The sequence below is a fragment of the Megasphaera sueciensis genome, assembly GCF_050219315.1.
GTDB classification, from domain to species: domain Bacteria; phylum Bacillota; class Negativicutes; order Veillonellales; family Megasphaeraceae; genus Megasphaera_A; species Megasphaera_A sueciensis.
The window spans coordinates 584,234-609,852 of the sequence record NZ_CP116939.1; the positions used below are offsets into that span (position 1 = coordinate 584,234).

At 42.0% G+C, this 25,619-nt stretch carries 20 protein-coding genes and 1 riboswitch; of the genes, 19 read left to right on the forward strand and 1 reads right to left on the reverse strand.

Annotated elements, in window-relative coordinates; all coding sequences use genetic code 11:
* The first annotated feature begins 157 nt into the window (after positions 1-157).
* The 7 genes from NXG62_RS02865 (at position 158) to NXG62_RS02895 (ending at position 9,639) form a co-directional block, all read left to right on the forward strand.
* Complete coding sequence (locus tag NXG62_RS02865) at positions 158-2,026, forward strand: ABC-F family ATP-binding cassette domain-containing protein (RefSeq protein ID WP_427113489.1); 1,869 nt, start codon at positions 158-160, stop codon at positions 2,024-2,026.
* Positions 2,027-2,182: 156 nt separating this feature from the next.
* On the forward strand, positions 2,183-3,643 hold the full coding sequence (locus NXG62_RS02870) for a [FeFe] hydrogenase, group A (RefSeq protein ID WP_427113490.1): 1,461 nt from the start codon (positions 2,183-2,185) through the stop codon (positions 3,641-3,643).
* 457 nt (positions 3,644-4,100) lie between these two features.
* Complete coding sequence (locus NXG62_RS02875; RefSeq protein WP_427113491.1) at positions 4,101-5,510, forward strand: S-layer homology domain-containing protein; 1,410 nt, start codon at positions 4,101-4,103, stop codon at positions 5,508-5,510.
* A gap of 275 nt (positions 5,511-5,785) precedes the next feature.
* Positions 5,786-6,559 carry an AEC family transporter gene (locus NXG62_RS02880; protein WP_427113492.1) on the forward strand — a complete coding sequence of 258 codons (774 nt, stop codon included), beginning with the start codon at positions 5,786-5,788 and terminating at the stop codon, positions 6,557-6,559.
* 62 nt (positions 6,560-6,621) lie between these two features.
* Positions 6,622-7,763 (forward strand): IS3 family transposase gene (locus NXG62_RS02885; RefSeq protein WP_427112051.1). Its coding sequence is split into 2 segments (ribosomal slippage): positions 6,622-6,874 and positions 6,874-7,763, totalling 1,143 coding nucleotides; the frame shifts between segments, so codons are not numbered across the junction.
* A 500-nt stretch (positions 7,764-8,263) separates the two neighbouring features.
* Entirely contained in the window at positions 8,264-8,659 is a 396-nt protein-coding gene (locus tag NXG62_RS02890; protein ID WP_427113493.1) for a hypothetical protein, read from the forward strand.
* A 128-nt stretch (positions 8,660-8,787) separates the two neighbouring features.
* Positions 8,788-9,639: a polysaccharide deacetylase family protein gene (locus NXG62_RS02895; RefSeq protein WP_427113494.1), complete on the forward strand. Its 852-nt coding sequence runs from the start codon at positions 8,788-8,790 to the stop codon at positions 9,637-9,639.
* Positions 9,640-9,742: 103 nt separating this feature from the next.
* Here the strand turns inward: NXG62_RS02895 and NXG62_RS02900 are convergent, their stop codons facing one another.
* Complete coding sequence (locus NXG62_RS02900; RefSeq protein ID WP_427113495.1) at positions 9,743-11,290, reverse strand: putative polysaccharide biosynthesis protein; 1,548 nt, start codon at positions 11,288-11,290, stop codon at positions 9,743-9,745.
* Between the two features lie 368 nt (positions 11,291-11,658).
* Here NXG62_RS02900 and NXG62_RS02905 point away from each other — a divergent pair, with 368 nt between their 5' ends.
* The 12 genes from NXG62_RS02905 (at position 11,659) to NXG62_RS02960 (ending at position 25,598) form a co-directional block, all read left to right on the forward strand.
* On the forward strand, positions 11,659-12,792 hold the full coding sequence (locus NXG62_RS02905) for an efflux RND transporter periplasmic adaptor subunit (protein WP_427113496.1): 1,134 nt from the start codon (positions 11,659-11,661) through the stop codon (positions 12,790-12,792).
* Between the two features lie 18 nt (positions 12,793-12,810).
* Positions 12,811-13,518, forward strand: coding sequence for an ABC transporter ATP-binding protein (locus tag NXG62_RS02910; protein WP_427113497.1), 708 nt, complete (start codon positions 12,811-12,813; stop codon positions 13,516-13,518).
* Positions 13,508-14,725 (forward strand): ABC transporter permease, encoded by a 1,218-nt coding sequence (locus NXG62_RS02915; protein WP_427113498.1) that lies wholly within the window; start codon positions 13,508-13,510, stop codon positions 14,723-14,725. The genes NXG62_RS02910 and NXG62_RS02915 overlap by 11 nt, the downstream gene beginning before the upstream one ends.
* Positions 14,726-15,230: 505 nt before the next feature.
* The gene (locus NXG62_RS02920) at positions 15,231-15,986 is read left to right on the forward strand and encodes an acyl-ACP thioesterase domain-containing protein (protein ID WP_427113499.1); all 756 of its coding nucleotides are present in this window, start codon (positions 15,231-15,233) and stop codon (positions 15,984-15,986) included.
* 314 nt (positions 15,987-16,300) lie between these two features.
* Positions 16,301-17,557, forward strand: coding sequence for a hypothetical protein (locus NXG62_RS02925; protein WP_427113500.1), 1,257 nt, complete (start codon positions 16,301-16,303; stop codon positions 17,555-17,557).
* A 54-nt stretch (positions 17,558-17,611) separates the two neighbouring features.
* Positions 17,612-20,146: a hypothetical protein gene (locus tag NXG62_RS02930; RefSeq protein WP_427113501.1), complete on the forward strand. Its 2,535-nt coding sequence runs from the start codon at positions 17,612-17,614 to the stop codon at positions 20,144-20,146.
* A 373-nt stretch (positions 20,147-20,519) separates the two neighbouring features.
* Positions 20,520-20,696: riboswitch (cobalamin riboswitch) on the forward strand.
* A gap of 100 nt (positions 20,697-20,796) precedes the next feature.
* Complete coding sequence (locus NXG62_RS02935; RefSeq protein ID WP_427113502.1) at positions 20,797-21,792, forward strand: ABC transporter substrate-binding protein; 996 nt, start codon at positions 20,797-20,799, stop codon at positions 21,790-21,792.
* 11 nt (positions 21,793-21,803) lie between these two features.
* A complete protein-coding gene (locus tag NXG62_RS02940; RefSeq protein WP_427113503.1) occupies positions 21,804-22,661 on the forward strand; it encodes an ABC transporter ATP-binding protein in 858 nt (285 codons plus the stop codon).
* Positions 22,654-23,664, forward strand: a complete 1,011-nt coding sequence (locus NXG62_RS02945) for a FecCD family ABC transporter permease (RefSeq protein ID WP_427113504.1) — start codon at positions 22,654-22,656, stop codon at positions 23,662-23,664. Before NXG62_RS02940 ends, NXG62_RS02945 begins: the two co-directional genes overlap by 8 nt.
* A 67-nt stretch (positions 23,665-23,731) precedes the next feature.
* Positions 23,732-24,349: a MotA/TolQ/ExbB proton channel family protein gene (locus NXG62_RS02950; protein ID WP_427113505.1), complete on the forward strand. Its 618-nt coding sequence runs from the start codon at positions 23,732-23,734 to the stop codon at positions 24,347-24,349.
* Positions 24,350-24,354: 5 nt separating this feature from the next.
* A complete protein-coding gene (locus NXG62_RS02955; RefSeq protein ID WP_427113506.1) occupies positions 24,355-24,768 on the forward strand; it encodes an ExbD/TolR family protein in 414 nt (137 codons plus the stop codon).
* Positions 24,765-25,598: an energy transducer TonB gene (locus tag NXG62_RS02960; RefSeq protein WP_427113507.1), complete on the forward strand. Its 834-nt coding sequence runs from the start codon at positions 24,765-24,767 to the stop codon at positions 25,596-25,598. Before NXG62_RS02955 ends, NXG62_RS02960 begins: the two co-directional genes overlap by 4 nt.
* The last annotated feature ends 21 nt before the right edge of the window (positions 25,599-25,619 follow it).

Here is a 25,619-nt window from a genome sequence, read left to right on the forward strand (position 1 = left end):
TGACGGCGAATACTAGACGCAGCGGAATCCAGCATCACGGGGGGGGGGTGTAAATGAACAAATCATTTCTGCATCAAAATAGCAGTGCTTGCGAAAAAGTGCGATTTATGGGTATGCTATTCTATAAGCGACTATAGTAAAGAAGGTAATATCAGCGATGAATATAGTAACGGCAGAAAACGTAAAAAAATCATATGGCATGCGTGTTCTATTCGATAATGTGCATTTTTCTATTGACAACGGACAGAAAATCGGACTGATCGGGTTAAACGGTGCCGGTAAATCCACTTTGCTGCGGATTATTGCCGGCCAAGTAGAAACAGATAGCGGGGAGATACAGTACAATCAAAAAGCGCGTATTCACTTCCTGCCGCAAGAGCCGGAATTTGCACCGGGCCGGACTGTGCTGGAAAGTGTACTGGATGGGGATTTGCCGGTGATGGCGCTGCTGCGCCGATATGAAGCGGCCGTGCAGCATAACGATAATGAAGGCGTTGCAGCCTTGATGGAGGATATGGATCGCCTGCAGGCCTGGGAATTGGAACAAAAGGCAAAAATCATCTTGCAGCAATTAGGTATTGAAAATTTGGACCAAGGAGTCGATACGCTGTCCGGCGGGCAGCGCAAACGAGTAGGCCTCGCGCGTGCTCTTATTTTACCCTGTGATCTGCTGATCATGGACGAACCGACAAACCATTTAGATGATACGACCATCGTATGGCTGGAACAATATTTGCATGACAGTCCGGCGGCTTTGCTGCTCAGTACGCATGACCGTTATTTTCTGGATCAGGTTATCGATTCTATGCTCGAACTCGACAGGGGCAAGGTCTATGCCTATACAGGAAGTTATGCACAATATCTCGAATTGCATCAGCAGCGCTTGGAACGGGAAGAAGCCTGTGAAGAGAAGCGCCGTAATCTGATCCGCCGGGAAACCGCTTGGATCCAACGCGGAGCGCAGGCCCGTTCGACGAAACAGAAGGCGCGTAAGGAACGATATGAGCAGCTCTGTGCCATGGAATCGGGAAAACCGGCGGGTACTGTGGAAATGTTAGATACGTCGACACGCTTGGGTAAGACCATTCTGGATATAGACGACGTAGCATTTGCATACGAAAAAAAGGAACCCCTGTTCCGGCATGTGACCTATCACGTTGTCAAGCATGACCGCATCGGCATCATCGGCGAAAACGGTGTCGGCAAATCGACACTGCTGAAAGTGCTGGCAGGACAATTGGTTCCGACGGAAGGAAATTTGACTATCGGCCAAACGGTACGGTTTGGTTTTTTTACGCAGCAGCTGCCTGTATTTGATGAAAATCAACGGGTTATAGAATATGTGCAGGAGCATGGTTCGTATGTAACCAATCAATTCGGTAAGACCATATCTGCGTCCCAGCTGCTGGAACAATTTTTGTTTACCGAGGAAATGCAGTGGACTTATATCTATAAACTTAGCGGCGGAGAGCGACGCCGCCTGTATTTGCTGCGCCTTCTTATGGAGCAGCCGAACGTATTGCTTTTGGATGAACCGACCAATGATTTGGATATACCCACGCTGATCGTATTGGAACAATATCTCGATACCTATCAAGGCGTGGTCTTGACGGTATCCCATGACCGGTATTTTTTGGATCGCGTGGCGGATACATTGTTTATTTTGGAACACGGAACCTGGCAGCGGTACTATGGCGACTATTCTGAATATTTATTGGAAAAGGCTGTAAAACATACGGAAAAACCAACCGCCAAGCTCGTCACAAACGAAGAGAAGCCCTTTTCTTCAAAATCACTGCATCAGGAGAAAAAGGGATTGACGTTTCGCGAAAAAGAAGAACTGGCGACGATTACCCGGGAACTGCCGGGGTATGAAAAGATGCTCGCAGGATGGAACCGTGCGGTTGCTGCCGCCGGCAGCAATTATGAACAACTGGAAAACAGGATGAAGGAACAGCGGGAAATTCAAGAAAAAGTAGACCATATGACAGCACGCTGGTGTGAATTGGAGGACAAAAAACAGTAACTGTATAAATTATGCGTAAACGGAATGGTATCTATGTAAAATCCATTAGGGGATTTTCACAAAAACAATGGAAAAATTACAACATTTGTATTATCCTATAACCAAGAGATTGTGAAAATAATACTTTACAGTGGTTACCCCTAAGGAGAGAATACATTGCCTACATTTACAAGTCGTTTCAGAGAAATTCCTCGTCGAGTTCCCATCGACGAGCACAATATTGCTGTGCAATTCGATGAAAGTAAGTGCAAAAACTGTACATTGTGCCGCCGTACGTGTGCGAACGAAATGACTGTTCTTGATCATTATTATCTTCCCAGTACGGGAGATGTGCCGATGTGCGTGCACTGCGGTCAATGTGCTGCCGTATGTCCGTTCGGCGCGATCACCGAAGTCTCGGAAATTGAAAAAGTAAAGGCAGCTGTTAAAAATCCGGAAAAAATCGTTGTGTTCCAAACGGCACCGGCCGTGCGTGTCGGATTGGGAGAAGCCTTCGGCAAACCCTTTGGTACGTTTGTGGAGGGAAAAATGGTGGCTGCCCTGCGGGCCCTCGGCGGCAACTATGTATTTGATACAAACTTTGGTGCGGATCTGACCATTATGGAGGAAGCAACGGAAATGCTCAACCGCCTGCAGTCAGAAGAAGCTCCCATCCCGCAATTTACCAGCTGCTGCCCGGGATGGGTAGAATTTGCGGAGCTTTTTTATCCGGATTTGATCCCCAATTTATCGACCACAAAAAGTCCGATCAGTATTTTAAGCACGGTCATTAAAACATATTTTGCAAAAATGAAAGATATAGAAGCTGAAAATATCGTCAATGTCTGTGTTACGCCCTGTACGGCGAAAAAAGCCGAAATACGCCGGCCCGAGTTGAATGCTTCGTCGCAGTATTGGGATATTCCCGGTATTCGGGATACGGATTATTGTATTACCACGAGAGAACTCGCCCGGTGGATGACGGACGAGGGCCTTGATTTTGATGCCTTGGAGGATTCCCCTTTTGATGAGGTATTCGGGCGGGCTTCCGGCGGCGGTATCATTTTCGGCAATACGGGCGGGGTGATGGAGGCCGCCTTGCGGACAGCCTATTACCTGTTTACCGGCCGCAAAGCGCCTGCTATTTTTCTGCCTTTTGAACCCGTGCGAGGACTGGAAGGAGTAAAAAAAGCAACGGTCACGTTCGGCCATTTTGTGATCCATGTGGCAGCCATCAGCGGACTTGCCAATGCCAGAAGGTTCATTGATGATTTGATTGTTCGCAATGCCTTTGAGGATTACTCTTTTATCGAAATAATGGCCTGTCCCGGCGGCTGTATCGGCGGCGGCGGTCAGCCGAAAATGAAACTGCCCCAAGTCAAGGCCGCGCGGCAGGCACGGATGGAGGCTTTGTATGCCCGCGATGCGGCAACCGAAATCAAAGCCAGCTGGGAAAATCCGGCGATCCAGAAAGTATATAAAAAGTTTTTGGGAGAACCCCTGGGCGAGATACCGGAATCCTTGCTGCACACCTATTTTATGAGCAAGCATGCCCAGCTCGGTAAAATGGGACAAGTCAAGCCGGAGGACAACCCCATGTCCACCCGGTTCAAACCGCATGAAGTCAATAAAGTGTAACAACAGCGGACGGCGAAGGCAGACGGATATTCTTTTTTTGCATTCGCCGTTTGTATCGTTTATTTTCGATATACAAAAGTAAGGTTCCATTTCTTGGCTCTTTCATAGACGGAAACGTGCTAGGGCACTGACGGAAAACTATAGATCATGGAATAGTTTTCTCAAAATCATCGCAGTACATCTGGAAAATGCATACAAAATAATACGTGAAGCTTTACAAAAAGGAAACATTGAGATATAATAGCAACAAGATGATAGTACGGAAGCTGAATACTGAAGGTATGTGTTCGTGTGTACGTAGGTATCATCTTTCAGAGCCGACAGCAGCATACTCAAGGCAGTAAAAGAGAGGAAACTAGGACAACTCGCCAATGAACCCTTGAGGAATATGCAGAAGCTCGCACTGTAACGGAGCAAGTATTACAAACATATTTTTTCAGAAAAGGGGTTTTATTTTATGAAAAAGAAAATCTTGGCTTCTTTAGTTGCTACGATGGCCGTAGGCGCTACCTGCGCATTCGCTGCCAACCCGTTCGTTGATGTACCGACCGACAGCTGGGCATACAAATCCGTTGTAGAATTGGCTGACGCCGGTGTTATCCAGGGCGTGGACGGTACCTATTTCCAGGGCAACCGCAACATCACGCGGTATGAAGCGGCTGAAATGACAGCAAAAGCCATGGCGCACATGGACAAAGCGTCCGTAGAACAACGCGCTATGATCAACAAATTGGCTGACGAATATGCTGATGAACTCAACAGCCTCGGCGTTCGCGTAAGCAACCTCGAACAAAAAGTCGGCAACGTCAAGATGACCGGTGATTTCCGTATTCGTTACAAACACCAGTCCGATGCCTTTACTCGTAATGGCGGTAACAACGTATCCAGTGATCAGTTCCAGTATCGGATGCGTCTCCGTGCCAATGCCTACATCAACGACAAGACCAAAGCCGTTCTCGGTGTCAGCACCAACAACAAAACTTTCTTTGATGGTGATAACACTACTGCTGCTGATAAAGATACTAATTCTATCTTTGTGGATGATGCCTATGTTACGTCCGATCTCACCAAGAACTTCAACGTAAAAGCCGGCCGCTGGGATTTTTACAACCTCGGCAATGGCCTCGGCTTGCAGTACGGTGATGTATTCGAAGCCATGCAGGGCCAGTACAAATTAGGCAACTTCACCTTGACCGGCGGCTTCGGTGAATTTAAAGAAGGTGCTGGCTATACTGGTTACTACAAAGATGGTGATGGTAATATTGTTTACAACAATAATACTTTCAACCATACTACCCCGATTACTACAACTACTCCTAATGGAGTGACAACTAATACTCATTCCTTAGTAGGTGTACAGACCGGTTATGGCGAAATCGAGGGCGCGTTCAATAAAGTCGGCTTTGGCGTATACTACAATGCTTTCAATGATTCCGTTGCTAAAACGCAAAATCTTTCCAAGATTATTGGCGGCTATGCGAAATTCCAGTTGGGTAACCAGTGGAACTTGATTGGCGATTATCAGAAGGTTAAGAAACAAACTACTTCTGCAACTGATGATGATGCTAACTTATGGGGTGCTAAGCTTTCTTACGGTGCAGCAGCTTTCAATAAGACGGGCAGCTGGGATGCATGGTTGGAATACATCAATGCAGATCCGAATGCACTGTATGGCTCCACGAACAGTTGGAGACAAGCTAACCTCCTCGATAACGTTAAATCCTGGGGTGTTGGCGTGGATTACACGATCGGCAAGAACGTCATGTTCTCCGTTATGCAGTCCTTTGCTTCGAGCCTCAAAGATTCCTCTTACGGCACCAAGGATCCTAACGAAGAAACTCGTGCACAATTCGTATTCGTATTCTAATCTATCAAATACGGTCTCAAAAGACCACTCTTCGGAGTGGTCTTTTTTTGTGGAGCATTACCTGAAAAAACAATAAAAACTATCGTCAGCCTAATACCGGGGTGGCGATAGTTTTTATTTGTCCAGTGTGTTAATGGATGGCGGATAGTTGCATTTAATGGGATAGCGTGCTATAGTAATACGGTTGCTGTACTACATAGTGTTGACTGTTTCCGGCCGTCTTGGCTACGACCGCGTTTTTATGGATTGCGTGTTGCAAAGGAGTTTATTGATATATGATAGAAACCATCGCCAAAGCAGGTACTCTCGTTTCATTTATTGCCTGCGGATATATTTTAAAACAATTAGGCTTATTTAGCCGGGAGTCTTTTAATACCATTTCAACCATTGTATTTGATATTACGTTACCGGCAGCTATTATCATTCATTTGAACGGAGTCCATTTTGAAGGTCGTTTATTATATATTAGTGTGTTAGCTATTGTATGTAATCTTATTTTTATTGGACTGGGGTATATCCTGGGCAGAGACAAAATAGAAAAAAGTTTTTATATGCTCAATTTAAACGGATTCAATATTGGAAATTTTGCATTGCCTTTTGTTTCCTATTTTTTTGATAGTGCCGCTGTATTGATCGTATGCCTCTTCGATGCAGGCAATTCGATTATGTGTTTAGGCATTGCCTATGGGTTAGCGTGCTGTGTTCGAGGGCAGGAGGGGGAAAATATTTTTCATTTGCTGTGCCGCTCGGTGTTGTCTTCTGTCCCTGTATTATCATATATCGTCATGCTCTTACTGGCATTTTTTTCTATCACCTTACCGTCCTCTTTTATCCATTGGGCTTCTATTCCGGCATCGGCCAATACTTTTTTATCCATGATGATGATAGGTGTCGCATTAGGCATTTCGTTAAAAAAAGATTTTCTCCGCGTTATTTATACAGATATAGGCGTTCGCTTTATGGGAGCCGCGGGGATGGCTGCGGGGGTTTACTTTTTTTTGGACTATCCGATGGAAATCAAACGGGTATTGATCATTGTAGTGGTATAGTGAAGTTGTAACACCTCTGTCTAATAGAGTACAATGAATCTATCAGAGAAAGAGGGATAAACATGAAGCAATATGATGAAGAATTTAAGAAGAAAATAATTCGCCTTCATTTAGAAGAAGGACGGAGCTTAAGAGGGCTAGCCGATGAATATGGTGTATCAAAAGCCGCTATATCAAAATGGACTAAGTTATATCGCGAAGAATGCCAAACAACAGCAAGCAGCCAATCAGAATATGATTATATGAAAGAAAGCCTGAAACTAAGGAAGCAGCTAGAAGAAGTGGAAAAGGAAAATCGTTTCCTAAAAAAAGCGGCGGCATTCTTTGCGAAAGAAATCGAATAAAAAGGTATCAGTTTATCAAAAGATATCACCCAGAGTTTGGTCTCCGGTGGCTCTTGCGGAAATTCAAGTTAAGTCCAAACGCTTATTATAATTTCATCAAAAATAAAAAGAAGCAAAAATACATTGAGAAAACAAAGATTCTGAAGGTCATTAGCAAGTTATATCACGATATGAATGGCGTGATAGGCCACCGCATAATGCGGGTGTTTTTAGCACGAAAAAATATCTATTTAAGTAAAACTACCATTCATAAATATATGAATAAGCAGTTAGGCTTAAAATCCATTGTAAGGCGGAAAAAACCAGGCTATGTAAAAGGGAAAGCGCATAAGATATTTTCTAATCTTTTACATCAAGACTTTACTGCTGAATCAAAGAATAGCAAATGGTGTACCGATTTTACGTACTTATTTTTAACAGATGGCCGCCCGCGTTATAATTGTGCCATCATGGATCTTTATGACCGCAGTGTCGTTGCCAGTATAAATGGAAAAGAACTAACGAGTGATCTTGCTATTCGAACTGTGAAAAAGGCGCTGAATTCTCAAGCGGCGGTTAAACAACCGCTTATCCTTCATAGTGATCAGGGGGCACAATTTAGTTCAAAGGAGTTTGTCTCTTTCTGCAAGTCGGTAAAAATAACCCAAAGCATGAGTAAAGCAGGCTGTCCCTATGATAATGCACCCATGGAAAGATATTACAACACGCTGAAAAATGAAGAGATCAACTTACATTACTACCATTCGGAGAAAGAACTTGACCAAGCTGTCCATGATTTTGCCTATATTTGGTATAACCATGTACGGCCCCATTCTTACAACAACAATATGACTCCATTTGAGGCCAGATTTAGACGTTAAAAAAGTAGACTCAAGTGTTACAAAAATGCTTGACCACTACACATTTTGCTTTTTTCACCTATTGCCGGAATGGCTTGTTACTATACGGCTAAGCTAAAAGGAAATATCGGAGTGGCCGCATGCATTAGTTCCCTATATATTCTGGTTTCTATTGTAATGATGTCTACACTGATTATTTTCCTCAGTCATACTGTCTGAAATTTTATTGTATGCGGGATAGATGTTTTTTGTTTATCCAGTAGAAATAGGTGCTACCGAATGCCAAGAAAATTGTTAATCCATGAAATCAAAAGATGATGTAGTTGAAATGTTATATTTAACATTTTCTTTTCAAGTACACTGTGTCGGTGTATACTATATAATATGTAAGAAAAAATAAAAAAAATCTTTAATGTTACCTCCATTTTTATATTGTAAGAAAACAGAAAAGATGGGGAATATAAAATTTTTAGACTTCCCGCAGGGGAAGCCTATTTTTGTCAGAGACAGGAGGAAACGCTGTGAAAGTATACGTAGATGGGGAAGAACGGCAGCTCCACGTTATTGATAGAAGTACGGGCTTGGACTATGCCAAGCAGGTCGTTTGCGCACAGGAGGTGCTCACGTCCGATGAGTTTGGATATTTTTGCCTGACGGAGGAGGAATACGCGGATTGGCTGCAGATCTTGACCAAGCTGCAAGCTTCGGAGGATATGCGCTTTGCCATGCAAGACGATATAGATGAACAAGAACTCCGGGATTACCTCTATGAAGAGACCCTCTATCTGGCTACGGCAAAAGAGCTGGCCCAGATGGAGTATATTTGTGTCTGCGAAGTACAAAAGGCCATAAGACAAACCGATATAGCGTGGCTGCAAGAGAATAAATTTCCCAAAACAATACAGAAATTAAAATAATTCTGTTTGTACGATGCACGAGGGTCTTGTTTTCTCAATATCGTCATAAAATCACTTGTCATGACAGAAAAAATGTGGTACTCTAGTACCTGTACTATTGAATTTTTAACGTTTTCCGGGAGGAAATAGTGAAAAAGATCATTTGCTGGATAGTCGGTATGGTGTTGGCACTAGTGGTTCTGATGGCCGGTATTTTTTCATACTGGTACTTTGGAGCGGCTAATTATCATCTGACCGGTGTTCCGGTTTTGAACTATCATCAAGTCAATGACAAATATAAAACCGCGCTTACCATGACTACGGCCGATTTTGAAGAGCAAATGAAGTATCTTCATGACCGCGGCTATCATTCTATTACGCAGGAACAATTTATTCAGTATATGCGGGGAGAAGGACCTTTGCCGGACAAACCGGTACTTATCACGTTTGATGACGGATACATAGATAATTATGAGTGTGCCTATCCTATCATGAAGAAATATCATATGACCGGAACGATTTTTCTCATTATGGATTTGATGGAAAAACCAGGGTATCTGACGTGGAATCAAGTGCGGTCCATGTCTCAAAATGGCATGGAATTTGGTTCTCATACGATCAGCCATAAGCCGCTGACCGGGTTTGATGAAAAACGTATGAAGTACGAACTTACTCAGTCTAAACAGTTTATGGAACAAAAACTGGGAAAACCGATTACCTGTATTGCGTATCCCGAAGGAAAGTATAATGATTTGGTCAAAACCCAAACGGAAGCTGCGGGGTACTGCGTCGCTTTTACCGTAAATACAGGACGGGATTATCCTTGGGATGATCCGTATGAATTAGATCGTGTTCCTTTTTTTGAAGGGCCTATGAGTTTTGAACACTTTGAATTCCGTCTTATCTTTTCTGCTTTTTCGGCCTTGCTTTGGGATACACACGCGTATTTAGCTCATACGGAATGGTGTAAGCCGGCAGCGAAATATGTGCCGCAGCCATAAAAAAACATAAAAATAACGCCGCCGACGGCACGTCCATTTTCCGGGAACGTTGCATCGTCAAGCTGGCGTTTTTTTTGTGGCTGCCGATAGGGCAAAGGCATGCTCAGAAAAATCGTCCGATGCCGGGGATTTTTTCCGCATCGCTTCGTGTGACACCGCCGCAGGCGGTCATTAAACCAATATACACGGCTATTCCCAACAGGGTGGTGAGCAGCAGGCTCAAAAACAGGCCGATATGTTCTGTGTACTGAAAGATGCCCTGCATGGCGATGCCCATCGCTGCGGCACAAACGATATTTTTCAATACGTTTTTGAGCTGCATGGCATACCCGGTGTGTTTATAAATGAAAAACAAATTTAAAGCGGCAGCGACGCCGATATCGGCAACGGTGGCATACGAAGCACCGATAATACCCAACGTCGGAATGGCGACGAGAAACCAATTGCACAGCACTTTGATCACACAGGCTATTCCCATATTTATGACAGGGATCTTCGGCATCTTCAATCCTTGCAAAATACCCGTACTGACTTGATGCAGCCCCAGAAAAACGATCGCCAGAGCAATGGCCTGCGTAGCGTCGGTAGCTGCCGGAGCATTGTAGATGAATGTTACGACTGGCTTAGCTAATACATAGAGCATAACACTGAACGGGATCGTCGCCAGCAGGGCGACACGCATGGAACTGGCCGTTTTATCGTAGACCGATTCCGTGTCTCCCAGCGTATGATAATGGCTGATGGCCGGAACGAGATTCATGGCCATAGAGGCGGTCAGAATAGTAGCTAAATTAATAAGCGGTACAGACATGCCGTTTAAATACCCAAACAGTTCCGTAGCCTGGGCCGTAGCATATCCGGCAAGTTCCAGACGCCGCGGCACGATGAGCAGATCTAAATTGGATACAACGGGAAGCATGATGCTGGCCAGTGAAATAGGCAAAGCCAGTACTACCAGGCGTTTTAAGATATGACTGATTTTTTCCTGGGGAAAAACGGGGCCGTTTTTGGGCAAACGGTGTTTTAATTTGTAATAATAAAACAGCAGGACCAGCAAGGCTGCCGCCCCGCCGGCTCCGGCACCTAAGCTGGCCCCGCCGGCGGCATATTCCAGGCCGTACGGCAGTAATAACGCGGCAAAACCAAGCATGACGCCTACGCGGACTAATTGTTCTACAATCTGGGATACGGCAGTAGGAGTCATTTTCTGCCATCCCTGGAGATACCCGCGGTATCCGGCGATGATCGTCGTAAAAAAGATGGCCGGGGCTAAGGCGATAAGAGAATAGTACGCCCGGCTTTCACGAATAATATGGTATTCGATCAGCCAGCGGGAACCGAAAAAGACCAGGACGCTGAGAATCAATGCGGTTATGCAGAGCATGGTCAGAGATACATGGAAAATTCGCTGCGCTCCGGCATAATCTTCTTTAGCCGCTTTTTCCGCCGTAATAATGGAAATAGCGATAGGAATACCCGCACTGGATACTTCCAGTGCCAATAAGTAAATGGGAAAAGCCATCTGGTAAATACCAATGCCTTCACCGCCAAGGATGCGTGATAAGATGATCCAGTTGATACTGCCGATAGCTTTGACGACAAACAGAGAAACTGTTAGGATCAATGTACCGGAAACAAGTTTATTAGCCATAATTACCTCGAATCTATATAGAATTAACATCTTATTTTATCACATGCCACTGGAAAATAATAGTTGTCTTTAGCATAAGTAGTACCGTCTTTTCGTATCTAACATATGGATTACATATATCGAAAATGAAGAAGACTGCTTTTTATTATATATTCAAGAAAATACATGAAATGTATACTATTTTGTTAACAAATCGTAACCTTGTATACTGTATAATAAAGTAAATGCTTTTTCCTGAGCTGTTTTGTTGTAATAACATTATTTTCCGGCAGCCGGGAATTGTTTTTTCATATAAAATATTTTTTATAGTATTCATAAATATGGTATACTGTTTACATAGATACGAGGCAGGGAGGATTGTTGTATATATGAATAAAAACATTAAAATAGGGATAGCGGTTATTGTTACCATTGGGTGTATTTTTGGCGGATATACATATTATGAAACACAGGAAGGCGCAAAGAAAGCGACTGCAGTCGAAACGGCGGAAGCAAGCCGCAAAAATTTAAAAACCATCGTTTCTGCTACCGGTACGATTCGTCCTATCGATTCCGTGGAAGTGAGTGCCAAAATCACGGCGCGTATCAAGTCTATTCTTGTAAAGGAAAATGATTCGGTTACTTCGGGTCAAACCGTGGCGATACTGGACGGTAAGGATTACGAGGCCAAACGGGATCAGGCACAGTACAAAGTTACCAATACAAAAATCAAGTTGGAGCGGGCTCAACGGTTATATACGTTGGGAGCCGGAACAAAATCGGATTTAGATGATGCGCAATTCAATTATGATACAGCAGTCAGTGATTTGGCCGAAGCAGAATCAGACGTGGCGGAAACTGTGATTACCGCACCGATGAGCGGTATCGTTGTGGGCGAACCGAAGTCATCGGGAACGATGGCAGTGCAGGGGACTAGCAATCCGACAGTCATTATGAATATTGCTGATTCTACACAGAAACAAATACGTGCCAAAGTGGACGAAACGGATATCGGCAATATCCGGGTGGGGGAAGACGCAACCTTTACAGTGGATGCCTATACGGGAAAAACGTTTACGGCGCGCGTGTCTGGTATTTCCCAGACCGATGTAAATAACACTTGGGATACATCGTCTTCCAGTACTTCGGCATCTTCTTCTTCCTCCTCTTCGGCATCGTCTTCCTCCAGTAGCGTTATCTATTATTATGTCACATTGGATATCGATGATCCGGAGGACATATTACGGCTGGGAATGACGGCACGCGTAGAAATAACTACGGCGCAAAAAAATAATGTATTGTGCATTCCTATTGCGGCCTTAAAAACAAATGACCAGGGAACCTATGTCCTGCTTGTTGACAAATCGGGACAAACTCAGCAAACACCTGTAACAACAGGGATCTACAGCGGGGATGATGTCGAAATTCTCGGCGGTCTTCAGGAGGGAGAGGCTGTTTCTATTGCTTACACTGCACCTGCCGCTTCTTCCAATAAAAATCAGGCCGGACCGCCGCCCATGTAAAGAAAGCAGGTACGTAGTATGGATAAGGTAATGATGCATTTGCAGGATATAAAAAAAATATATCATATAGGCGGCGAAAATTTTGCAGCTTTAAACAACGTATCTCTTACTATTAAAGAAGGAGATTTTATTGCTTTGATGGGTCCGTCCGGTTCCGGGAAATCGACGCTGATGAATATTTTGGGGTGTCTGGACCGCCCTACAAGCGGCATCTATGAACTGGATGGCGAAGAGGTTTCCCGGTTGTCCGATGATCATTTGGCGATGACTCGCAACCGGAAGATCGGTTTTGTATTCCAAAATTTTAACCTGTTATCGCGCATTTCCGCTTTACATAATGTAGCTCTTCCGCTGGTATATGCCGGTGTTGGCAAAAAGGAGCGGGAAGAACGGGCTATAGCACTGCTGACTTCTGTAGGACTCGATTCCTGGGCACATCATCAGCCAAATGAATTATCCGGAGGGCAACAGCAACGTGTTGCTATTGCCAGAGCATTAGTTAATAATCCCCATATTATCATGGCAGATGAACCGACGGGAAACCTGGATACAAAATCTACAAAAGAGATTATGGGAATATTCGAAACACTTCACGCACGTCACCATACTATCATTCTTGTAACACATGAACCGGAAATAGCGTCATGTGCTGATCGGCAGCTGCTTATGTGTGATGGCAGAATTACCAGAGATGAAGGAAAGGGAGTATCGATGGATGTTGTTTAAGGAAAGTATTGAAATTGCGTTTAACGCATTATTATCCAATAAATTACGTTCCATATTGACCATGCTTGGTATTATCATTGGCGTGGGTGCGGTTATTGCCATGATATCCGTCGGTATGGGCGTGCAGCAAAAAGTGACTAATTCTATTGCCAGTTTGGGTAGCAATATGCTTATTGTAATGCCCGGTTCTGCTAATTCGGGCGGAGTCCGTTCTGCTGCTGGGTCCAGTCAAAAACTGAAACTTGAAGATGCGGAGGCAATCAAGGAAAAAATTAAAAATATTGATTATGTGGCACCTACCGTAAATAGTTCGTATCAAGTGGTGTATGGCAATCAAAACTGGAATACTTCTGTTTACGGAGTCACGCCGGAATATATGGCGATCCGTGATCTTACGGTATCGACGGGGGCTTTTATTACACAAAGTGATCTTAGTACGCGTACACGGGCAGCTGTAGTTGGAACGACCGTTGCAGCGAATCTTTTTGGTACGGTTAATCCTGTGGGGAAAACGTTCCGCATTGATTCTTCACCTTATAAAATTATTGGCGTTTTGGAGAGTAAAGGACAATCTTCGATGGGACGTGATCAAGATGATGTTATCTTGATTCCGCTGACTACTGCACAAGAACGGTTATTGGGAATCACCTATATACAATCTATTAACATACAAGTATCGCGTCTGGATAAAATGGATCAAGTACAAAACGAAATAGAAACTTTATTACGGCAGCGACATCGCATTATCGGCAATAAAGAAGATGACTTTACTGTTCGCAATTTAACGAGTCTTATGGAAACAATGAACAGTACAACGACCATGCTTACCTTGTTTTTAGGAAGTATTGCTGCGATTTCACTTATTGTCGGAGGAATCGGTATCATGAACATCATGATGGTATCCGTTACAGAACGAACTCGGGAAATCGGAATCCGTAAGGCATTGGGGGCAACCTTTAAAAACATTATGATGCAATTTTTAATTGAATCGATCAGTATCGGTGTCATTGGCGGTTTTTTAGGTATCGTTTTTGGTATCTCCACCTCACTGCTCATTTCAAAGTTCGGTGGGTTTACTACGGTTATCACGGCGGCTCCTATTATTCTTTCCTTTGGATTTTCGGTGGGTATCGGCTTATTTTTTGGCATTTACCCCGCACGTAAGGCCGCAAAATTAGACCCTATTGAAGCGTTGCGATATGAGTAAAAAAAATACTGTTTATATAATCATTTTTACATAAAATAACGTATTGTTTGATTGATTAAAAATGTTTAATATTGCACAATAATACAAAAATATATGTTTGACAAACCTACAGACACATACACGGTGTCATCAAATATTGATATTATCTTCAATTAATGGTATAATAAAAAAGGATTATTGGAAATAAAATAAAAATGGAATGTAATTGGTAAAAGCCACTTTTATTAAAGTGGCTCTTTTTGTAGTAGTTTAAGATTTTTTCCAAGTTAGTTTTACTTATCAGAGACTAAGTAGCTTATACTTTAAAAAGTTAAAAATATTTTCCAGCACAGCATTGAAACCAATTAATGACAGTAAAATTGCACATAAAAAACATTTTTATCAGATATAATGGTGATATCAATTTACTTGGCTTTTTTGTCATAAACTGCTTTTCCTTGCGTTTATTCTCAAGTTTTTCTAGAATTTATCATAAAGAAAAAGAGTTGAAAGTGTGGAGGGAAAAATGATTACATATAATCACTGGTATGATAAAAATCTTACATTTTATAATGAAATAAATATTGATCTTTGTCAATGTAATGTTCGGGGACAGCTTAATATTTTTGAATTATTACGTCTCGCTACAAGCATTGCCGATGAAGATTATACCCGACAAGGGTTATCAAGAAAAATACTGCATAATCATGGTGTTACTATTTTACTTTCTCGTATTATGTTTCATTTTTGTTCACTTCCTCGTGCAAATGATCGTATCACAATTAGCACATGGGAGGAAAAGCCGGGACCGTTTCAATTGACACGCGCGTATAATATAACCGCGCAAAATAAAAAAATTCTTATAAAAGGATACAGTTCATGGTTGCTTGTTGATTATAAATCACATAAAATTATCCGGACAAAAAAATTTACACTGCGTCCAGAGAGTACAAGACAAGAAAGCGGCTATTATAGGAAACTGGGGAAAATTAGTATACCGCATGACTTAGTTTTTCTTGGCAAACGGTATGTTTATTTTTCAGATATAGATATAAATGGACATATGAATGCTTCACGGTATTGTGCGTTTGCTATAGATTGTTTACCTGAAATATATCAAGAAAAAGATTTTACCGATTTTTTTATAAACTATTCAAAAGAAACGATAAAAGATGAAACAATTTATCTATTTGGTGCAGTTAATCTTAAAGAACAAAAAATTACTGTTATCGGTAAACAGGGAGAACATAATTGTTTTGAAAGTAACTTTTATTATACATAGTTTATTTTGGAATTTCGGGAGAGTTGTCTTAAAAATTTATGGAAATAGTAAAAAAATCTTTCGGATTAAAAACATAAAACGTGATCCATATTATGATTTACATACCATTTTAGTTATATTTTTGTATCTTAATTTCATACTATATTGAATAAATATAAAATTATAATAATATATTATTGTCAACAAAATAAAAATGGACGTATTTACTAAGACCCACTTTTATGAAAGTGGGTCTTAGTAAATACACTTATCAAAAGATAGAAAAAACGACAGTATGTGTAAAAATATCATTAAAATATAGGAGGCGTGTTCAATTGGATAGTAAAGAAAAAAAAATAAATATTGGTATTGGTTTTGTGACAGGCCGCAAAAATTTTAAAAATGTAATAAAAATGTATGTGCACAATTGGAAAGAATCGGGATTAATACATAATGATAATATAGGGATTCATCTGTTTATTGCATATGATTTGCATTATACAAATACAGTTGTAAATGATTACACCATTACGGATCCTAAAATATTAGAAATGATGGATTCCATTCATTATTTAAATAATACTGTGATTCTAAGCGAAATAGAAACATTGGTCAAAAAAAATATTGTCACATTAGAAGAAGCTGAACTAATATTTGGCGAGGGATATGCCATGAAAAGAAATGCGGTTTTATATTTTGCTATAAAAAAAGGAATGGATTATCTTGTTTTTTTTGATGATGATGAATATCCAATAGCAAATATTAAAATGAATAATACTATTTTATGGAAGGGAGAAAATGTACTGCTGACACATATCCAAAATCTTAAGTATGCTGATATAACACACGGATATCATTGTGGATATATTTCACCAATGCCGCAATTGGAGTTTAATTCTAAACTTTCAGAAAATGATTTTCGGATTTTTATCGAGGCGGTAAGTAATGACATCATCAACTGGCAATCTGTAAAAACAAAGATGGAGGATGGCGGAATTACGTATGCAGATGTTAACATAAAAACTAATAATAAAACGATACATGTTAAGGAAACGAATGGAATGAAATTTATTTCTGGTTCTAATTTAGGATTCAATTTAACAAAAATTGATAAAATATTTCCGTTTTATAATCCCCCAGGAGCAAGAGGAGAAGACACATTTTTAAGTACGTGTATTTGTAATAGAGTTGTCAAAAAAATCCCTTGTTATACGTTTCATGATAGCTTTTTATCCTGTGAACAATTACTTTTTGGTTCACTTCCGGGTAATCTAAAAAGTATAAAGATTGATCCGGGAACAACTACTCAAAGATTTTTAAAAGTGGCTATTGGATGGATTCGGTATAAACCACTGTTACTCTACGTAACACAAAATAAAAATTATGAAACCGAAATAGCGTTAATCAGAGAAAAACTTAAACATGTGGTGCCTTGTATATGTAATTATTTTAATGAAGATAAGTTTGGACTCATTTTAGATGAGTTTGATTATTTTCATTTACATGTGAAAAAACATTATGAAGATTTTAAGCGGACTCAAGTTGTTTGGTTGAAGTTAATTAATGTGTTAAAGCAATCCAATAATAAATAAATGTCACATTGTTCAATATAAAAATGACAGTTCATATGTGGGGAGGTGTTTAATGTGGAAAAGCAAAAAATAAAAATTATTGTTACAGGCGATATATGTGTCAACGTATTGCTCTGGAATATACTTCCGCAGGAAGAAAAAAAACTCAATTGGGAAAACAGCATTAATTTACATCAGTTATCCGTACCGGGTGCGGCATTTCTTTTAGCAAAAATGATTGCTTTGGCAACGGATCAAACTATTATTTCTCCAGTTATTCCTAAAGGGAATAGCTTCTATCATGATCATTTTTTGTATTCCTTTGTTGAAATAAAGCCATATCCTCGTTCAACTAATCAAAAAGAATCTAAAGTTTATAGACTATATAGATTTATGGGGTTTTCAGGTGGAACAACAAACAGTAATTTAAATGTATTACCCTTGGAAGAAGATGTAATTGATGCTCCCATTGTTGTTATTGATGATGAAAATAATGGATTTAATCAACATGCCGGGTATTGGCCGCTGGCTATCAAAAGCACAGGGATAACACCTGTTGTTTTTTATAAAATGGATAATCCCATAGAAGGAAATCCTCTTTTGCAGCACTTATTCAGGTATCATAGGGATAAAACTATTATTATTATTAATGCTGATGATCTTCGCTCAAAAGGGGTCAATATCAGCAAAAGCATATCTTGGGAAAAAACGGCGCATGATTTTACTTGGCAGCTAAAAAACAATCCTAATTTATCATTTTTATTAAAATGTAAACATCTTATTGTTATTTTTGGATTGGAAGGTGTCATTTATTGTGAAAATGATGATACGCGCCAATCGTTTTTGTATTTTTTGCCGTATGAGTTTGAAGGAGATTTCAGGAATAACAATGATGGAGAAATGTATGGTCTTGTTTCTGCTTTTGTAGCTGGATTTTCAACTGCATTTTTAGAATATAAAGCAGAAGGTCTTCCCATTTTAATTTTTCAAGGAATTCGAGAAGGAATTAGTGCTGTAAGAAAGTATTTTTATTATGGTTTTGGAGAACAGCCGGCCAGTTCTTCGTTTCCCAATCCTCTTATGTTTGAACAAAATTTAATTAAAGATACCGATCCTGAGTATGTACAAGATGTAAAAATACCAAATGTTTTGAATAGGGAATATCAGGATAATTGGTGTATTCTACAAGAAAAAAGTTCTGCCAGCATTTCACAAATGGCATTTGATTTGGTCAAAAACGGGGAAGAAAATGTGCTAATGCATATCCCAACCGCTAAATTTGGAAAATTAAAAACAATAGATCGAATTGAAATTGAGAGTTATCGAACCATACATAACTTAATTTCGGAATATATTGTATCAAAAAACGCTAACAGACCCTTATCTATTGCAATATTTGGTACTCCGGGTTCCGGTAAATCTTATGGTCTCAATCAAATGGCTATCAGTAAATTTTCTGAAAGCATAACAAAAATGAGCTACAATATTTCTCAGTTTTCAACGGTACTCGAATTACAGAAGGCATTTCATCAAATAAGTGATTCCAATCTGCGAGGAAAAATACCCTTTGTTATTTTTGATGAATTTGACTCGTATTTTCATGAAAGCTGGGGGTGGTTAAAATATTTTCTGTCACCTATGCAGGATGGAATTTATAAAGATGAAGAAAGTTTTCACCCAATCGGCAAGGCTATATTTGTTTTTGTTGGAGGTACCAGTAGTTCTTTTGCTGAATTTTGTGGAGAAAAAATTAAAATTGAAAAAGAAAAACAATTATTTTTGAATAAGTTTAAAGAAAGTAAAGGCCCTGATTTTATTAGTCGGTTAAGAGGGTATATTAATATACTTGGCCCAAATCAAGTCAATGAATTCGATCAATTCTTTATGATTAGACGAGCGATGTTGATTCGATCGCTTCTTGAACAAAAATTCCCTCATTTAATCAACGAAAAAGGTACCGCACAAATTGATAATGGTGTTCTCAGAGCCATGTTGAAAATACCTAAATATAAGCATGAATCGAGGTCCGTAGAAGCGATTATGGATATGAGCATGTTAACGCAGGCTAAAAAATGGGAACAGTCTTTCCTGCCGCCCAAAGAACAGTTAAAGCTTCATCTTGATGAAAATTTATTCTTACGATATATGATGCATGACGCTATTTTCAGCGAAAAAATTGATGCAATCGCTGAACTATTACGAAATAAATTTAATGCATTAGATGATGCTATGGTAGTTACAGGTGATGACGTTTCTTTAAAGTGGGAAGAATTAGGAGAAAGTCCAAAAAGTTTTTATAGAGATCATGTTAAGAATATTCCGGAAGCGATTTTGTTGATACAATATGATGTAGTATATATTGATAGTAAAGCTGATAATAGAATTTTTTCAGAGCAAGAGTTAAATGTACTGATTCAGTTTGAATATAAACGCCGTAAAATTTATGATAAGATGAAGAACATAAATTTTGTCTCTTCAGCTGAATCTTCAAATGATAAGATTAAATTGCAAATTTTTCAAATGGTTACGCTTTGGATCAATTGTCTTTCTGAATCAAATTTCAAATTAGAAAAACTCAATATTATCAACCAACATGATATATCCGTATGAGTTTTAATTACTTGATCATAAGAAAAATACATGTTAGATGATATTCTCTATCTGGACAGTACACCAAGGAGATGCTCATTGTAGATGCTTACTGTATTTTGGCACAAATTAAATTTGCATTTTTTTTGAAATAATAGAATTTCACTTGTATAATTCATGATATTTATAAAAAAATATTGCATTTATCTTTACGTTCAGTGTATAATTTACATGCCAGGGTGGCTTACATAGATGGAAACAGGTCAAGCTTGGTATATGTACGACAAGAGAATATATGGGTTTATTCGGCCATAATAGAAATTCATAGTATTCTTTTAGTACCGGTAAGGAACTGAACATGTTGTTTAGCTAACTTATCTGTGCTGTTTTTACAACTATATATAGTAGATCAGGTGCCCCTATGGGCTTAATAGATAAGCCGGTTGAAATCCGGCACGGTCCCGCCGCTGTAAAAGTGAGCCGCGTTGCACAATGTCACTGGAGTATTCCGGGAAGGCGCAGCAAAGCAATGAACTTAAGTCAGAAGAACTGCCTGATTCATAATCACCGATTGACCTGCGAGCGATGGGAATGGAGATTGTCTGGACTTTTTTAGATAAGCTGCCGTAAGGTTTTTCCTTGCGGCTTTTTTGTGTTGGAGGAATTGTTTTTTGAAGCGTATATATGGAGCTCTTTGTATTCTTTTGTTATCCATGCTGCTTATTTTATCAGGCTGCCATGCTCCTGCAGCAACAACGGCTTCTCCTGTATCCGCGGGTGGGTATGATGTGACGGACGTGCAGGGGACGGTTGTTCATTTTCACAGTAAGCCGCAGCGGATTTTGACGCTTTCTATGGAAACGGATGAGATAATGCTGGGCTTAGTATCCCCCCATAACATGGTGGCTGTCAATGCACTGCTCGACGATCCGTTAAACTCTACGGTGGTGCCGCAGGCACAACAGATTCCGGTAAAAATCACCGATCCTTCGGTAGAAGCCATCGCGGCTATGAAACCGGATGTCGTTATTATTCCGGATTGGGGAAGTTTGGATAAGGTGGGTCCGCTGCGTGATTTGGGAATCTCTGTCGTAGTATGTAAAGGTGCGGTGACTGTTGCAGAGGTTACGGATACCGTACGGCTGCTTTCCCGGGTCATAGGAGAAGAAGAACGCGGCAGCGAGATAATCCGGCAGATGGATGTGCAGCTTGCGGATATTAAACGGCAGGTGGATGCGATTCCGCAGGAAAAGCGAAAATCCGTTGTCCTTATTTCTCTTATGAACACCTATGGCGGCATAGGCTGCCTGTTTGATGATGCCTGCCGGTATGCCGGTGTAACTAACGGAATGGCCTCGGCAGGTATCCGCAATGGACAGGCAATGAGCAAAGAAATGCTGGTTAAAATAAATCCGGATTACCTGTTTCTGCCTTCCTATACCGACCACGGCAGCTATGATTCCGAACGATTTATCCGTCAATATCTGGATGACCCGGCGCTGCAAACCTTGACGGCAGTGAAGGAAAATCACTTGGTAAAACCACGTGAGAGCTATTTGTACAATGGATCTCAAGATGTTGTCTTCGGTATTCGCGAAATTGCATTTTCTGTGTATGGACAGGCGTTTGCACAACCTGCCGGGAAACATATTTCGGCTGTTCCATAAGAGGGTTTGTTATGACTGAATCTACTCATATAGTTTTATATATACATGCGCTGTCTGCCGGTTATGGTACGCGGACAGTCCTGCGAAACATTGATTTGACGGTACGCCGCGGTGATATGATCGGTATTATTGGTCCTAACGGTGCGGGGAAGAGCACGCTGCTTAAAACCATACGGGGCTTTTTGCCTATCCGACGGGGCATCGTAGAACTATGCGGTACTCCCATCGGAAAATTAAGTACCGGAACGTTTGCACAACAGGCGGCGTATTTGAAGCAGCACGAGAGCTGGCTGCCGGGGTATACTGCACGGGATGTGGTCACGACGGGGCGGTATCCGCATCTGCATTGGTGGCAGCAGGAAAGCGGCAGGGATCGTCGTATCGTCGATGCCTGTATGCAATACACCGGGGTACTGCAGGATGCCGACCGGGATATGCTCACGCTTTCCGGAGGCCAGCAGCAGCGGGTGTTGCTGGCGAAGATCCTGGCACAGCAAACACCGCTGCTGCTCTTGGATGAACCGACAGCAGGATTAGATGCTTTCTATCAGGAGGAAATACTGCGTCTTTGTCGTGTTCTCTGTGCCCGCGGCAGGACCGTCATCCTGGTGGCTCATGAATTGGCACTGGCAGCCCGGTTTTGTACAAAGCTGATATTGCTGGGAGCCGGAATGGCGGCAGCCATAGGAAAGCCGGCCGAGGTATTGACCGAAGAAAATCTTAGTGCCGTCTATGGGATGCCCATTGCCGTGCGGCAAAATAATACGACGGGACATCTTGATATCTACAGTGCTCCGTCAGCTGCTTCCGGACGCGATGCGTTGTTGGATGTGATCATCGGCAAGACAGGAGGCTATGATCGTGCGTGATACAAAAAAGCCCGGTTTACTGATTGGGATCGGCATGGGAATCGTCTGCCTGCTTGTCCTGCTGTTGTCTTTATCGTTAGGTCAATTCCCTATTTCTGTTTCGCATGTTTTACAAGGTATATTTCTGCAGGATGGCGGTACTGCCGCAATAGAGGAGCAGGCAGTGCTCTGGAACATCCGCATGCCGCGCACTGTCGTAGGGTTTTTGGTGGGCGGGGGATTGGCTGTTTCAGGAACCATCATGCAGGCCGTTTTTATGAATCCCTTGGCCGATCCCGCTATCTTAGGGGTTTCCAGCGGGGCTTCCTTCGGTGCTGTCCTTGCCATTTTTTCGGGAAGCGTTGTTCTGGGAACTGTATATATGCCGCTTTTTGCTATCGTGGGAGCTATGCTGGCCGTCAGCTTGACGGTACTGTTGTCTATACGGCATGGACGCATTAATGTTATGCCCCTGCTGTTAGCCGGCATTGTGGTCGGTATGATATGCAACGCACTTACATCCGGGCTGCTCACCCTGGGAACGAATCAACAGCTTCACCAATATTTGTTTTGGACCATAGGCGGATTGGACTATCGCAGTTGGGCGCATGTATATATTGCAGCAGGACCGATTATTGGGTGTATCTGCATAACCGGTATGCTGTCACGGCATCTTAACATCCTCGTGCTGGGAGATGTGGAAGCACAAGCATTGGGAATGCGTGTGCTCCCTTTCCGGCTAGGTGTATTGACCTTAGCCTCCCTATTGACGGCTATCAGCGTCTGCGTCAGTGGAAATATCGGTTTTGTAGGTCTTGTCATGCCGCATATGATGCGATTTATCGTAGGCTCTGATCATCGGCGGCTTATTCCGGCAGCAGCTCTTGCCGGAGGAGTTTTTCTTGTTTTTTGCGATACGCTGGGGCGTATTATTATCCCGCAAACAGAAATCCGGGCAGGTATTATGACGGCCTTATTGGGAACTCCTTATTTTTTATACATATTGCATACACGGCTCAGGTAAACAAGAGTAAAATGTACGGGACCGATCTGGCGCATTTTTAGGCCGGTACAGGAAAACGGAGGAAGTTATGGATTGGATATGGCAGGGGTTTCAACTATTTCATAAGGGCGGGTTTGTCATGTACTTGCTCCTTGCGTGTTCTTTGTTTGTTGTGTATATCGGGGCAGAACGATGGCTGTATTATAAAGAGGCCGACTCTGGCCGTTCTTTTGCTGCCCGATTTTATACATTGATGAAAACCAAGCAATATGAAAAAGCTAAAGAGTTTTCACGACATAGCAAGGGCGGATTGGCACAGATTCTCGAGGAAGCCATGAACCAGAAGGAAACCGTGCAAATTAACGGGTTTGTGGAAGTTCAATCAGGTATTCTGCTGGCTAAATTGCGCAGCCGGCTGTATTATTTGAATAGTATCGTTACCATGGCTCCGTTGCTGGGATTATTAGGCACCATCAGCGGCATGATCACGTCTTTCAGTATTTTTAATATGGAATCGGGACAGGCGGCAGCGATTACCGGAGGAGTGGGAGAAGCACTCATAGCTACGGCATTTGGACTTTGTGTAGCCATCTTGTCATTAGTGATCCATGCTTATTTTATACAGCGGCTGGATCATATCATTACCGATATGGAAATGTGTTTTTCGGCACTGGAACTGCATAGTGCGGATATACAAGGAAGGTGAAATGTATGCGGCTGCGGGATAGACGATCGTTTACTAAGCCGGAAGTCATGATTATTCCTATGATTGATGTCATGTTTTTTTTATTGGTGTTTTTTATGATCAGCACGTTATACATGGTAGATGTCAAGACGATTGCCGTTCATTTGCCGCAAGCTGTTCATGCGGATACACAAGCTAAGGTGAATTATTTGGTAACGTTGAAAAAAGATGGCACACTTTGGCTGGATGACCGTCAGATAAATAAATTCGATCTATTGAAGGAGGCGGCGGCAGCATGCAGAATAAATCCTCAGTTTGTTGTTGTTATACGAGCTGATCAAGGACTGGATTACGGGCAGGTAGTTGCGCTGCTCGATGAACTGAAAGGTGCCGGCATTACGCACTTTGGCTTGGCGGCTGAAGGCAGCAATGAACAATGAATAACCATAAACGGATAGCGGTTCTGTTTTCCGCTGCAGTACATATGCTGATTTTTATCGTTTTATCGGCTGCCGGATTTTTTGCTTTTTTGCAGCATCATGAGACGGTTCCCATAGATGTGACGCTCTATCATGAAGATTCCCGGCAGCCGAGGACAATCAGCGGCCAAGGATCACCGGGGGCATCTCAGGACGGCCATCGTGACGCGGATGCCATAGGTATAGTGACGCAAACAGGACTGCCGGCCGTTCATCAACAGGACATACCGGCCGCGGCAGGGGAACAGGAAATAAAAAAAGTGATGAGCCCGCAGTACGTAAATGCGGAAACGGCCACACCGCTCGTGGCACAAAACCCTGCGAGCGGTGTGGATGCTGCATCTGCCGACAGTCGCAGTGCTAGCGGTCCCACAGGTGGAATTACCGGTGAAGGGATGGAGCATCCCGGCAATGGTACGGGTGGTTCGGGAGAAGGAATAGCCGGTACTGGCGGTGGTACCGACAGCGACGGCACGGCAGAAGGAAACGGGTCAGGAGAGGGAGCCCGGCCGGCACATAATGCCGTTTTGATTTCAAAACCAAGTACGGGTACCTATTATCCGCAGGAGTTGCGCCAAAAAGGAATCAGTGGAATGGTAACGTTGTCCATTACCATCGCTTCTGACGGAACCGTTGCCAATGTGGAGGTCGTGAGTTCCTCCGGGTATGTTGCGATGGATGCGGCTGCGGTTCAAATCGCATATTTATGTCAATATAAACCGGCGGTAAATACGTACGGACAGAATGTTAGTAGTATCAAACAATTACATATACCTTTTAATTTACAGTAATGAGATAGAAAAAGAGTGTGT